The organism is Limimaricola pyoseonensis, assembly GCF_900102015.1.
GTDB lineage: Bacteria > Pseudomonadota > Alphaproteobacteria > Rhodobacterales > Rhodobacteraceae > Limimaricola > Limimaricola pyoseonensis.
Genome location: NZ_FNAT01000008.1, coordinates 158970 through 169773 on the forward strand (window position 1 = coordinate 158970; position 10804 = coordinate 169773).

Annotated in this window: 14 protein-coding genes; 7 read left to right on the top strand and 7 right to left on the bottom strand. The window is 70.9% G+C overall.

Translation table 11 applies throughout. From position 1 onward, the window contains the following. Positions 1–34 precede the first annotated feature (34 nt). Complete coding sequence (locus BLT43_RS15660) at positions 35–1663, top strand: isocitrate lyase (RefSeq protein WP_090114358.1); 1629 nt, start codon at positions 35–37, stop codon at positions 1661–1663. Positions 1664–1743: 80 nt separating this feature from the next. Here the strand turns inward: BLT43_RS15660 and BLT43_RS15665 are convergent, their stop codons facing one another. Beyond that, on the bottom strand, positions 1744–2283 hold the full coding sequence (locus BLT43_RS15665) for a hypothetical protein (protein WP_090114359.1): 540 nt from the start codon (positions 2281–2283) through the stop codon (positions 1744–1746). Positions 2284–2439: 156 nt separating this feature from the next. Between BLT43_RS15665 and BLT43_RS15670 the strand changes: the two genes are divergently transcribed. From BLT43_RS15670 to BLT43_RS15680, 3 genes are all read left to right on the top strand, one after another. Beyond that, entirely contained in the window at positions 2440–2781 is a 342-nt protein-coding gene (locus BLT43_RS15670) for a DMT family transporter (RefSeq protein WP_090114360.1), read from the top strand. Beyond that, a complete protein-coding gene (locus BLT43_RS15675; RefSeq protein ID WP_090114361.1) occupies positions 2781–3326 on the top strand; it encodes a TetR/AcrR family transcriptional regulator in 546 nt (181 codons plus the stop codon). Before BLT43_RS15670 ends, BLT43_RS15675 begins: the two co-directional genes overlap by 1 nt. A gap of 250 nt (positions 3327–3576) precedes the next feature. Beyond that, the gene (locus BLT43_RS15680; protein WP_090114362.1) at positions 3577–3987 is read left to right on the top strand and encodes a hypothetical protein; all 411 of its coding nucleotides are present in this window, start codon (positions 3577–3579) and stop codon (positions 3985–3987) included. A gap of 44 nt (positions 3988–4031) precedes the next feature. Here the strand turns inward: BLT43_RS15680 and BLT43_RS15685 are convergent, their stop codons facing one another. Both BLT43_RS15685 and BLT43_RS15690 read right to left on the bottom strand, forming a co-directional pair. Continuing rightward, positions 4032–4649: a hypothetical protein gene (locus tag BLT43_RS15685; RefSeq protein WP_090114363.1), complete on the bottom strand. Its 618-nt coding sequence runs from the start codon at positions 4647–4649 to the stop codon at positions 4032–4034. Between the two features lie 80 nt (positions 4650–4729). Further along, the gene (locus tag BLT43_RS15690; RefSeq protein WP_341349851.1) at positions 4730–5170 is read right to left on the bottom strand and encodes a DoxX family protein; all 441 of its coding nucleotides are present in this window, start codon (positions 5168–5170) and stop codon (positions 4730–4732) included. Positions 5171–5266: 96 nt separating this feature from the next. Between BLT43_RS15690 and BLT43_RS15695 the strand changes: the two genes are divergently transcribed. Both BLT43_RS15695 and BLT43_RS15700 read left to right on the top strand, forming a co-directional pair. Then, positions 5267–5707: a MarR family winged helix-turn-helix transcriptional regulator gene (locus BLT43_RS15695; RefSeq protein ID WP_090114364.1), complete on the top strand. Its 441-nt coding sequence runs from the start codon at positions 5267–5269 to the stop codon at positions 5705–5707. 222 nt (positions 5708–5929) lie between these two features. Continuing rightward, a complete protein-coding gene (locus BLT43_RS15700; protein ID WP_165612645.1) occupies positions 5930–6613 on the top strand; it encodes a polysaccharide lyase family 20 protein in 684 nt (227 codons plus the stop codon). Positions 6614–6615: 2 nt separating this feature from the next. Here BLT43_RS15700 and BLT43_RS15705 read toward each other — a convergent pair whose 3' ends face one another. Beyond that, a complete protein-coding gene (locus BLT43_RS15705; protein ID WP_090114366.1) occupies positions 6616–7044 on the bottom strand; it encodes an Lrp/AsnC family transcriptional regulator in 429 nt (142 codons plus the stop codon). Between the two features lie 135 nt (positions 7045–7179). Here BLT43_RS15705 and BLT43_RS15710 point away from each other — a divergent pair, with 135 nt between their 5' ends. Continuing rightward, complete coding sequence (locus tag BLT43_RS15710) at positions 7180–8235, top strand: ornithine cyclodeaminase (protein ID WP_090114367.1); 1056 nt, start codon at positions 7180–7182, stop codon at positions 8233–8235. Between the two features lie 7 nt (positions 8236–8242). On the opposite strand, the gene BLT43_RS15715 is transcribed toward BLT43_RS15710, so the two are convergent. The 3 genes from BLT43_RS15715 to BLT43_RS15725 all read right to left on the bottom strand — a co-directional run. Then, positions 8243–8674 (bottom strand): DUF488 domain-containing protein, encoded by a 432-nt coding sequence (locus BLT43_RS15715; RefSeq protein ID WP_090114389.1) that lies wholly within the window; start codon positions 8672–8674, stop codon positions 8243–8245. Positions 8675–8768: 94 nt separating this feature from the next. Further along, positions 8769–10001 (bottom strand): urate hydroxylase PuuD, encoded by a 1233-nt coding sequence (locus BLT43_RS15720; protein WP_090114391.1) that lies wholly within the window; start codon positions 9999–10001, stop codon positions 8769–8771. A 104-nt stretch (positions 10002–10105) separates the two neighbouring features. Further along, positions 10106–10804 (bottom strand): NAD-dependent epimerase/dehydratase family protein (locus BLT43_RS15725; protein ID WP_090114368.1); only part of this gene is annotated, 699 nt, incomplete at its 5' end.

A 10804-nucleotide genomic window follows, 5' to 3' on the forward strand; every position in this document is an offset into this window, starting at 1 on the left:
CCGCCACACCCCTCTTGCCATCCAAGGACCGACCATGACCCAGACCACCCCCACGCCCCGCCAGAGCTACGCCGAACGACGCGCCGCGCTGCAATCGCGCTTTCCCGACGGCGCGGCGCCCGGCGGCGTCGGCCTCGACGACATCCTGCAGCTGCAGATGCAGAACAGCTTCGACACCCATCTCGACATCGCCCGCGCCATGTCGAAGGTGATGCGCGCCGACATGGCCGCCTACGACGCCGACCCCGAGCATTTCACGCAATCCTTGGGCTGCTGGTCGGGCTTTCACGCCCAGCAGATGATCCGCTCGGTCAAGCGGCTGCGCGGCACCACCAAGGGGGCCTATGTCTACCTCTCGGGCTGGATGGTCGCGGGCCTGCGCAATCGCTGGGGCCACCTTCCCGACCAGTCGATGCATGAAAAGACCGCCGTGGCCGACCTGATCGAGGAGATCTACGTCTCGCTGCGGCAGGCCGACGAGGTCGAGATGAACGACCTGTTCCGCGCCCTCAACGCCGCGCGCAAGGCGGGCGACCCGCAGGCCGAGCGCGAGGCCATCGCCGCGATCGACAACTTCGAAAGCCACGTCGTGCCGATCGTCGCCGACATCGACGCGGGCTTCGGCAACGAGCACGCGACCTACCTGCTGGCGCGCGAGCTGATCAAGGCCGGCGCCTGCTGCCTGCAGATCGAGAACCAGGTGTCCGACGCCAAGCAGTGCGGCCACCAGGACGGCAAGGTGACGGTCCCGCGCGAGGACTTCATCGAGAAGCTGCGCGCCTGCCGCCTGGCCTTCGAGGAGCTGGGCGTGCCCGAGGGCGTGATCGTCGCGCGCACCGACAGCCTCGGCGCCGGCCTCACCCAGAAGATCCCGGTGAGCCAGCAGCCCGGCGACCACGCGGCCGAGTACCTCAAGTGGATCGAGACCGAGAGCTTTTCGGGCCAGCCGACCGAGGGCGAGATCGCGCTTTGGCGTGACGGCGGCTGGGCCAAGCCCGCGCGGCTGCCGAACGGCCTCGTGCGCTTCAAGGAGGGCACCGGCCGGGCGCGGGTGATCGAGGATTGCGTCGCCTCGCTCAACGACGGCGGCGCCGACCTGATCTGGATCGAGACCGACACCCCGAACGTCGCCGAGATCGCCTCGATGGTGGCCGAGATCCGCGAGAAGGCGCCGCACGCGAAGCTGGTCTACAACAACTCGCCCTCGTTCAACTGGACGCTCAACCTGCGCAAGCAGGTGCGCGCCGACTGGATCGCGGAAGGCAGGATCGCCGAGACCGACTACCCGGACGGCACCGCGCTCATGAAGGCCGATTACGACGCCACCGATCTCGGCCGCGAGGCCGACGCCCGGCTCAAGCGGTTCCAGTACGACATCTCGACCAGGGCCGGCGTGTTCCACAACCTGATCACGCTGCCGACCTTCCACCTGACCGCCAAGTCGGTGGACGAGCTGTCGCGCGGCTATTTCGGCGAGGACCGGATGCTGGCCTATGTCGCGACCGTCCAGCGCGAGGAGATCCGGCGCGGCATCTCGGCGGTGCGCCACCAGCACGAGGTCGGCTCGGATCTGGGCGACAGCTTCAAGGAGATGGTCGGCGGCGACCGGGCGCTGAAGGCCGGCGGCGCGGCCAACACGATGAACCAGTTCGCCGCCGAGTGAACCCCCGCCCGGCCGGGCCTGGCCGGGGCGGGACCACGGACCGCCGCCCTCCTCTCACCGGGGGGCGGCGGTTTCGCTCGTCAGGCGGCGCGGCCGGGCCGTTCGGCCCCGCTTTCGCTCTCGCCCTTCGGCGCGGCGCTGGCGGCATAGGCCGCCTCGGCCCGCCCCTTGGCGTCGGCCTCGACCGGTTCGAGCGCCAGCTTCGCCCCGCCTTCGACCACGCCGATCGAGGCGACGACGCCGTCGCGCAGCAGGCTCTCGCGAAGCCGCATCGCCTCGGCCCGCGCGGCGTCGGTCGCGCCGGCCTCGCCACTCTCCTGCGCCGTCGCGGCCGTGCCCGTCGGGCCGGCCTGCGCCGGGGTCTTGGCAACCCCCGCGGCCGAACCGCCGCCCGACGCCGCGCCGTCACCGGACGCCCCCTGCGCCGCGCCCGCCGAAGCCGGTGCGGCCGGCTCCGAGATGTCGATCACCACCGCCGGGCCGGGGTCCGTGGCGGCGGCGGGGGCGACGGCGGCGCCGTCGCCGCCATCGTCGTCATTGCCGGTATTGCTCGTGCTCAGCGCGTTCTGCGCGGCCTGCCAGATCGCCCCGAGCGACTGGCCGATGTTGTGGATGGTCATAGAGGACTCCTCCTTGTGACTCCGCCCCCTCAGACACCGCGATTGCGGCGCAATCCGCCCCGAGGCGCGGCAAACCGCGACAGAGTTTCCGGCCCCTTGCGGACATACCGACCGTCCGGTATGTAATGCCCGAACCCGATTCCCACGGAGACACGCATGTCCCTCTCCCTCGCCTACGGCACCCTGGCGCTCGCGATCGTCGCCGAGGTCAGCGGCTCGACCCTGCTGCAGAAATCCGACGGCTTCACCCGGCTCGCCCCGACGCTGGGCATGGTGGCGCTCTACGTCGTGTCCTTCTACCTGCTGGCGCTGACGCTGCGGGTGATCCCGCTCGGCGTCGCCTACGCGATCTGGGCCGGCCTCGGCATCGTGCTCACCGCCGCGATCGGCGCGGTGCTGCTGGGCCAGCGGCTCGACCTGCCGGCCATCGCCGGCATCGCGATGATCGTCGGCGGCGTGCTGGTGATGAACCTGTTCTCCGGCAGCACCGGCCACTGATGGCCACCACCCGCGATCCCGAGCGCACCCGCCAGGCGCTGCTCGACTGCGCGCTGCGCCTCGCGCTCGAGCGCGGCCTTGCCGGGCTCAGCCTGCAGCAGGTGGCGCGCGCCGCCGGCGTCACCAAGGGCGGTCTGTTCCACCACTTCGCCAGCCGCGACGCGCTGCTCGAGGCGATGGCGCGCGACTTCCTCGACCGGCTCGACGCCGAGATCGACGCCCGGCTCGCCGCCGACCCGGCGCGGGAGGGCCGCTTCACCCGCGCCTATGTCGCGGCGATGCTGGGCGGCGAGGTGCTGGGCGAGGCCGCCCCCTTCGCCGCGCCGGCGCTCGCCATGCTGGCCGAGCCGGGGCTGCGCGAGGTCTGGTCGGGCTGGATCGCCGGGCGGCTCGCGCGCCACGCCGACACCGATGGCGGCACCCGGCTGGCGATGATCCGCCTCGCCGCCGACGGCGCATGGCTCGCCCATGTCACCGACGCCTCGCAAGGGCCGAGCGCGCGCGAAAGCCTGGCCGAGCTTCTGCGGATGAGCAGCCCCGGCTGACGGACCCGCGGGCGGATACACACCGGAGCGCGTCACGGCGCGCACGCCCCGCGCGGCCGATTCGCGCGCGCCTCCTCCCCGGCGTGTCGACCCCGCCGCAGGATCGGGCGATGAGCGGGAATTTGGCCTGCCATTCGAGCGGTTTCCCAAGGGCCCGCGCCGCCCGCCCCGCACCGCGCGGCTTGCTGTGGACGCCTCGCCCCGACGCGGTAGACTCGCGCCTGCGTCAATCTCGCCAGGGAGGTTCGAGATGTCCCGCAAGACCCCACCCGCCGACCGCCGCCCCGCCGCGGGCGCGACCGTACCGCAGCCCTTCGACCTGCCGCATCTCGCGCATCTGCGCCGCGCGCAGGAGCAGATGCTCGACGAGGGCCGGATCTTCGCCGAAGGCTGGTTCGCCCGGCGCCAGCGCATGATCGCGGCGATGGCCGAGCTGTCGACCGAGATGCTGAGCGCCGACCCGGACCGCATCACCGCCGCGATCGGCCGTTGGCAGGACGGCGCGCAGGAGCGGCTCGGCGCCGACATGCGCGACTGGATGGCGCTGTGCGGCAACTGCGCCGGCCACCTCGCCCGCGAGGCCAGCGCCACCGAGACCGACCTGCTCGACAACACGGTCGAGCTGGCCCGCAGCCAGGCCCGCCACGCCATGCCGGTCTGACGGCCGCGACAGGCGCCCGGCCCGGCAACGCCGGGCCGGGCCGATCACTCGGCCCTGAAGCAGTAGAACAGCCCGTCGCCGCCGGTGCCGCGCAGCGCCTCGAGATCGCAGCCGCGCGAGGGATGCGAGGCGTTCCACGACTTCGCCGCGTCCGACTCGTCGAGCCCCATCCGGTCGTGATGCCCGACCATGGCCGAACCCTCGCCGCCCGCGGTCCAGTCCTCGCAGGTCTGCTCGGCCGCGGTGCCGTCGGCCATCGAGCCGGTGAGGATGTCGTGCCGGTTCGGGCTGTCGCCGCGCCCGTTCACCACCGCCCCCGTCTCGTCGAGCGCGGTCTCCTTCGAGATCGCGTTGCCCTCGCCATGCAGCGCCTCGAGGTCGGCCGCGATCTCGACCCCTTCGGCGTTGTGCCACGGCCCCGTGCCGATCCGGTCGCGCGCATCCTCGGCCGAGCTCGACAGGTAGGCCCGCCACGTGCCCGAGGCCCCGGCCGCCTCGGCCAGCGACTGGCAATGCGCGTCCGCGCCTTCCAGCCCGCCGAGATCGCCGCCCTGCCCCGGGTTGGCGCTGGTCACGAAGAAGCTCATCTCCGCCTCCTGCGCCTGCGCCGCGGCGCCCGCCCAGGCGAGCGCCGCGGCCATCATCCATCCGAACCGTGTCATCTGGTCTCTCCCATGCCTTGGCGGCGGCAGGATAGCAGCCTCCGCCCGGCGCGCGGATTCAACCCTATGGTCGGCCCGGCTCACCCCGCCGCGCGACCCCGCGGCGCCGGCAGGCGCAACGCGCCAGAGCGGCCGAGCGCGAAGGCGCCGTCGCCCAGCAGCAGCTGCGCCACCGCCAGCAGCGCCAGGTAGGCCGGGTATTCCCAGCCACCGTTCGGGTTGGCGAACATCCAGCCATGGCCCGAATGCGCCCATGTCGCGCCCAGCAGGATCGGCAGCACCGCCAGCGCCGCAAAGCGGGTCTGCAGGCCGAGGACCAGCATGAAACCCGCCGCCACCTCGACCGCGAAGACGAGATAGGCCGACCAGCCCGGCAGGCCGAGCGAGACGAAGAAGGCCGCCGTGCCGGGCAGGCCGAACACCACCAGCTTCAGAAGCAGGCTGTGGGCCAGGAACATCACCCCGAGCGCGACCCGCAACAGGAACACGCCGAGATCTTCAGGAGAATGCCGTGTCATCATCGTGACTCCCGATATAGATGCACATGCATCAACTTGCGCCCGAGCCGCCCCTGCGTCAAGATAGATGCAGTTGCATCTTCGTGAGGAGGCCGCGTCATGACGCCCGACGACGCCACCATCGCCGCCTGGGTCGCGCTCGCCACCACGAGCCGCGAGCTGCTGGAGCGCGCCGAGCGCGCCCTGAAATCCGAAGGCCACCCGCCGCTCGCGTGGTACGACGCGCTGCTCGCGGTCGAGAAGGCGGGCCCGGGCGGCATCCGCCCGGTGGCGCTGAAGGACCGGCTGCTCCTGCCCCAATACGGCACCTCGCGGCTGCTCGACCGGATGGTGCGGGCGGGGCTTCTGGAACGCCGCCCCTGCCCCGGCGACGCGCGCGGGCAGGTGATCGTGCCGACCGCGGCCGGCCGCGCGCAGCGCGCGGCGATGTGGCCGGCCTATGCCCGCTTTCTCGCCGCCGAGATCGGCGAGCGCCTCGATCCGGGCGAGGCCGCCGAGCTGGCGCGGCTGCTGGACAAGCTGCGCGGCGCGGCCGGCTAGCCCGCCCGGCCCGCGGCCGGTGCCTCAGGCGGTCGCGCGGACGGGTCCACGACATGCACGTCGTGGTGTATGATGCATTGCAGTTGTGCCCGTTGGATGTGTTCGCCCATGTACCCCTTTGCCCGATACCGCCTCGCCGCCCCCCTTCTCGCCCTGATCATGGGCCTCGCCTCCGCTGAACCGTCAGCCGCCGATCAATCGCTCGCGCGGGGCTTCGGCCCGATGACGCTGCAGAGCGCCGGCAAGCCGTGGTCGCATCAGATCGTGCGGTTCCAGGACGGCACGCGTGGCGAACGCTTCGAGCTGCGCGCAGGCGATTGCGAGAGCCGCTACACTGACGACTGCCGCACCGACCGCGAGCGGGTCGAGTTCTCCGAGCGCTCGCCCGGCCAGCGCCAGAACAGCGAATGGTGGTATGGCTGGACCGTCTACCTGCCGCCCGACTTCCCGGCGACCGGCCGCGTCCTGACCAAGCTGGGGCAGTTCCACCAGCGCGGCGACAGCGGCCCCGAGCTGTTGTTCGACCTCCACGAGGACGCGCTGCAGATCACCATGCCCGACCCGGTGCGCTGGGACACGGACCCGATGAACCCGCTGCCGATGCACCGGGTCAAAGACATCTGGCCGCGCAGCCGCATGATCGGCCAGCTGACCGAGATCACGATGCAGGCGCGCTGGTCGCCCGATCCGTCCGGCTACTACCGGATCTGGATCAACGGCCAGCTGGTCGACGCCTACCAGGGGCGGACGACCAACGACCCGCGCGGGGAGATCTACTTCAAGTACGGTCTCTACCGCAGCTTCGTGCAGCGGCTCGGCGGCGGCGCCACGCCGCCCACCCTCGTCGCCTATTACCGCGACGTGGTCCGTGCCGAGAGCCGCGCCGCGCTCGAGGCGATGCGCTAGGCTCACCCTGCCCGGTTCAGCAGCAGGCAGGTCTCCGAGTTCAGCACGCCCGGGATCTCGCGGATGTCGCCCAGCACCCGGTCGAACTCCGACAAAGAGGCCGCCTCGATCCGCGCCACGAGGTCCCACGCGCCGTTGGTCGAATGCAGCTCCGAGACCTGCCGCATCCGCCTGAGCCGCGCCGCGACGCCGCGCGCCTGCGGGCCCTGCAGCTCGATCAGCATCACCGCGCGCACGAGGTCGTCGGCGTCGGGCGTGCCCAGCTCCAGCGTGAAGCGGCGGATCGCGCCGGTGGCGCGCAGCCGTTCGATCCGCGCGCTCACCGTGGCGCGCGACAGCCCCAGCTCGGCCGCCAGCGCCGTCACCGGCATCCGCGCGTCCTGCCGCAGCAGCGCCACGAGGCGGCGGTCGGTCGGGTCGAGCTCGCTCATTTCGCAATCCGTCGGTTCACTTGGCAACCTGATAGGAAAACGGTGCGTTCTGCACAACAAGACCCCTCCCCCGCGCGCCGAAAATCGCCCAAGATCGGGCGAAACCGCCCCTTTCCGCCCCTTCAGGAGTGAGACATGACCGACGCCCCCGCCCCCTCCCAGCTCGCCATGGTGCCCTTCGTCTCCGTCGCGCAGATGATGGAGATGGTGAACGCGATCGGGCCGCGGAAGCTGATGGCCGAACTGGCGGCCTATATCGAGGACGACTTCCGCCGCTGGGAGAGCTTCGACAAGACGCCGCGCGTGGCCAGCCACTCCAAGGAGGGCGTGATCGAGCTGATGCCGACCTCGGACGGCGAGACCTACGGCTTCAAATACGTCAACGGCCACCCCTCCAACCTCAAGCGCGGCTTCCAGACCGTCACCGCCTTCGGCGTGCTGGCCCGCGTCGACACCGGCTACCCGATCCTCCTGTCGGAGATGACGGTTCTGACCGCTCTGCGCACCGCCGCCACCTCGGCCATGGTCGCCAGGCACCTCGCGCCGAAGAACGCCAAGACCCTCGCGATGATCGGCGCCGGCGCGCAATGCGAGTTCCAGGCGCTGGCCTTCCAGGAGATGCTCGGGATCGAGAAGGTGCGGATCTACGACATCGACCCGCTCGCCACCAAGAAGGCGGTGTTCAACCTCTCCGACAGCGGGCTCGAGGTCACCGCCTGCGAGACCGGCGAGGAGGCGGTGGCGGGCGCCGAGATCATCACCACCTGCACCGCCGACAAGCAGTACGCGACGATCCTGACCGACAACATGGTGGGCGCCGGCGTGCACATCAACGCGATCGGCGGCGACTGCCCGGGCAAGACCGAGCTGCACCGCGACATCCTGATGCGCTCGGACATCTTCGTCGAATACCCCGAGCAGACCCGGATCGAAGGCGAAATCCAGCAGCTCGACCCCGACCACCAGGTCACCGAGATGTGGGAGGTGATCACCGGCAAGAAGCAGGGCCGCCGCTCGGCCGACCAGATCACGCTGTTCGACAGCGTCGGCTTCGCGATCGAGGATTTCTCGGCGCTGCGCTACGTGCGCGACCAGCTCGACCGCACCGGCGCCTACCAGATGCTCGACCTGCTGGCCGACCCCGACGACACCCGCGACCTCTTCGGCATGCTGCGCCGCGCCAAGGGCTGAGGCGGCCTCAGAGATCCGTGACGTCGCAGCCCGTGGCGTCGCGGATCAGCCCCGCGACGATCCGGCGGTGGCAGCCCGCGGCGCAGGCCTCGTAGCACAGCAGCGCCGCGGGGCGTTCGCTGGCGATCTGCGTGGCAAGCGCCAGCGCGTCCTGCGCCTCGGGCGTCGCCATGTGGGCGGCGAAGATCTCCTCCATCTCGTCGATGCGCCCCTTGCGCGCGGCCTCCCGGCCCGGCTTCGGCGTGCCGAGGCCGCGCAGGTGCTCGTAGCCGATCCCGGCCTCCTCGAGCGAGGCGCGCAGCATGGTCTTGGAGAACCCCGCCCGGCGCGAGGCCGCGACGGCGCGCACGTCGATCACCACCGCGACCCCGGCCGCGCGCAGCTTCGCGATCACCTCCGCCAGCGTCGCGCTCTCGTAGCCGATTGTGGCCAGCCTCATGCCCATGCCGTCCCCTCCGAAACGAAAGATCCCGGCCCCAGCCTAAGGCCGGGACCGGGATCGAGGCGACCACAATCCGTCGCAAGTGGCGGGCTCAGGCCCCCTGCCCGGCCCGGTACCAGCGCACCAGCGCCCGGCGGTCCTCGTCGGAGATCTCGGTGAGGTTCGCCGGCGGCATGGCGTGGCTGACCCCGGCCTGCAGGTAGATCGCGCGGGCGTTCTGCGCGATGTCCTGCGGCGTCTCCAGCACCACGCCCTTGGGCGCCCAGCGGATGCCGTCCCACACCGGCTCGCGCGCGTGGCACATCGAGCAGCGGCCGACGACGATCCGCTCCGCCTCGTGGAAGCCCTCGGCCTCCGCGAAGCGCTGCTCGTAGGCGGTCATGGGGCGCGCCTCGGCCTCCTCGTAGGAGCCCCACATCGGCGCGGTCGAGAGCCATGCGAGGACGAGGAAGATGATCGCCGTCGCGCCCCAGGTCCAGTGCGGGCCGCGGCCGGTGGCGTGGCGGGTGTTGAAGTAGTGCCGGATCGTGACGCCCATCAGGAAGACCAGCGCCGCGATGATCCACGAATACTCGGTGGCGAAGGCCAGCGGGTAGTGGTTCGACAGCATCAGGAACACGACCGGCAGGGTCAGGTAGTTGTTGTGCGTCGAGCGCAGCTTGGCGATCTTGCCGTATTTCGGGTCCGGCTTGCGGCCCGCCTTCAGGTCCGCCACCACGATCCGCTGGTTCGGCATGATGATCAGGAAGACGTTGGCGGTCATGATCGTCGCGGTGAAGGCACCCAGATGCAGCAGCGCCGCACGGCCGGTGAAGACTTGGTCGTAGCCCCAGCTCATCGCGACGAGCAGCGCGAACAGCAGCAGCATCAAGAGCGTCGGCCGCTCGCCCAGACCCGACTTGCACAGGAAGTCGTAGACCAGCCAGCCGATGGTCAGCGAACCCGCCGAGATCAGGATGCCCTGCCAGACCGCGAGGTCGGCCTTGGACGGGTCGATGAGATACAGCTCAGCGCCCACCCAGTAGACGATCATCAGAAGCGCCGCGCCCGAGAGCCAGGTCGCGTAGCTCTCCCACTTGAACCATGTCAGGTGCTCGGGCATCGCGTCGGGCGCCACGAGATACTTGCGGATGTGGTAGAAGCCGCCGCCATGCACCTGCCACTCCTCGCCATGCGCGCCGGGCGGCAGGTCGGGCGCCTTCCTCAGCCCGAGGTCGAGCGCCACGAAATAGAAGCTCGACCCGATCCAGGCGATGGCGGTGATGACGTGGAGCCAGCGCACGGCGAAGCCGGCCCAGTCCCACAGGATGGCGAAATCTTGCATCATGCTCCCTCGAAACTTGCGCCGGCCATCCTAGACGCGGGGCCGCGGCCGCGCCAAGCGAGGCCGGCGCGAGGCAGCATCAAGATTTTCCGAAGAATGGCGGCTCAGACGCGGTAGTGGTGGCGATACCACGCCACGAAATTCGCCACGCCCTCGGCCAGCGGCGTCTTCGGCAGCTTGCCGATCAGCGCCTCCTGCAGGCCCGTGTCGGCCCATGTCGCCGGCACGTCGCCGGGCTGGATCTCCATCAGGTTGCGGATCGCGGCGCGCCCCGTGGCCGCCTCGATCGCGGCGACGAAATCGCCCAGCACCTGCGGCGCGCCATGCCCGATGTTGACCACCCGCCACGGCGCCACCGGCGACAGGCTGTCGCCGGCGATCGCCGGGCCGCGCGCGCCGGGGCCCTCGGGCGGGCGGCCCGAGAGCCTGAGCAACCCCTCGACCAGGTCCTCGACATAGGTGAAGTCGCGCCGCATCCGGCCGTGGTTGTAGAGGTCGATCGGCTCGCCCGCGAGGATCGCGCGGGTGAACTTGAACAGCGCCATGTCCGGCTGCCCCCACGGCCCGTAGACCGTGAAGAAGCGGAACATGGTGGTCGGGATGCCGTAGAGATGCGCGTAGCTGTGCGCCATCGCCTCGTTCGCCTTCTTGGTCGCGGCGTAGAACGAGACGGGCCAGTTCGCGGCCATGTCCTCGCAGTAGGGCATTTCGGTCTCGGCGCCGTAGGCCGAGGAGGTCGAGGCCATCATCAGATGCGCGCAAGGCGTGGCGCGCAACGCCTCGATCAGGCGGAAGCTGCCGAT

What these genes read in the sequence shown, in the direction of transcription:
- BLT43_RS15685 (WP_090114363.1), bottom strand. Translation starts at nt 4,649, where the DNA reads ATGACACGGTTCGGATGGATGATGGCCGCGGCGCTCGCCTGGGCGGGC.
- BLT43_RS15705 (WP_090114366.1), bottom strand. Translation starts at nt 7,044, where the DNA reads ATGAGCGAGCTCGACCCGACCGACCGCCGCCTCGTGGCGCTGCTGCGG.
- BLT43_RS15660 (WP_090114358.1), top strand. Translation starts at nt 35, where the DNA reads ATGACCCAGACCACCCCCACGCCCCGCCAGAGCTACGCCGAACGACGC.
- BLT43_RS15665 (WP_090114359.1), bottom strand. Translation starts at nt 2,283, where the DNA reads ATGACCATCCACAACATCGGCCAGTCGCTCGGGGCGATCTGGCAGGCC.
- BLT43_RS15690 (WP_341349851.1), bottom strand. Translation starts at nt 5,170, where the DNA reads ATGATGACACGGCATTCTCCTGAAGATCTCGGCGTGTTCCTGTTGCGG.
- BLT43_RS15670 (WP_090114360.1), top strand. Translation starts at nt 2,440, where the DNA reads ATGTCCCTCTCCCTCGCCTACGGCACCCTGGCGCTCGCGATCGTCGCC.
- BLT43_RS15710 (WP_090114367.1), top strand. Translation starts at nt 7,180, where the DNA reads ATGACCGACGCCCCCGCCCCCTCCCAGCTCGCCATGGTGCCCTTCGTC.
- BLT43_RS15680 (WP_090114362.1), top strand. Translation starts at nt 3,577, where the DNA reads ATGTCCCGCAAGACCCCACCCGCCGACCGCCGCCCCGCCGCGGGCGCG.
- BLT43_RS15695 (WP_090114364.1), top strand. Translation starts at nt 5,267, where the DNA reads ATGACGCCCGACGACGCCACCATCGCCGCCTGGGTCGCGCTCGCCACC.
- BLT43_RS15715 (WP_090114389.1), bottom strand. Translation starts at nt 8,674, where the DNA reads ATGAGGCTGGCCACAATCGGCTACGAGAGCGCGACGCTGGCGGAGGTG.
- BLT43_RS15700 (WP_165612645.1), top strand. Translation starts at nt 5,930, where the DNA reads ATGACGCTGCAGAGCGCCGGCAAGCCGTGGTCGCATCAGATCGTGCGG.
- BLT43_RS15720 (WP_090114391.1), bottom strand. Translation starts at nt 10,001, where the DNA reads ATGCAAGATTTCGCCATCCTGTGGGACTGGGCCGGCTTCGCCGTGCGC.
- BLT43_RS15675 (WP_090114361.1), top strand. Translation starts at nt 2,781, where the DNA reads ATGGCCACCACCCGCGATCCCGAGCGCACCCGCCAGGCGCTGCTCGAC.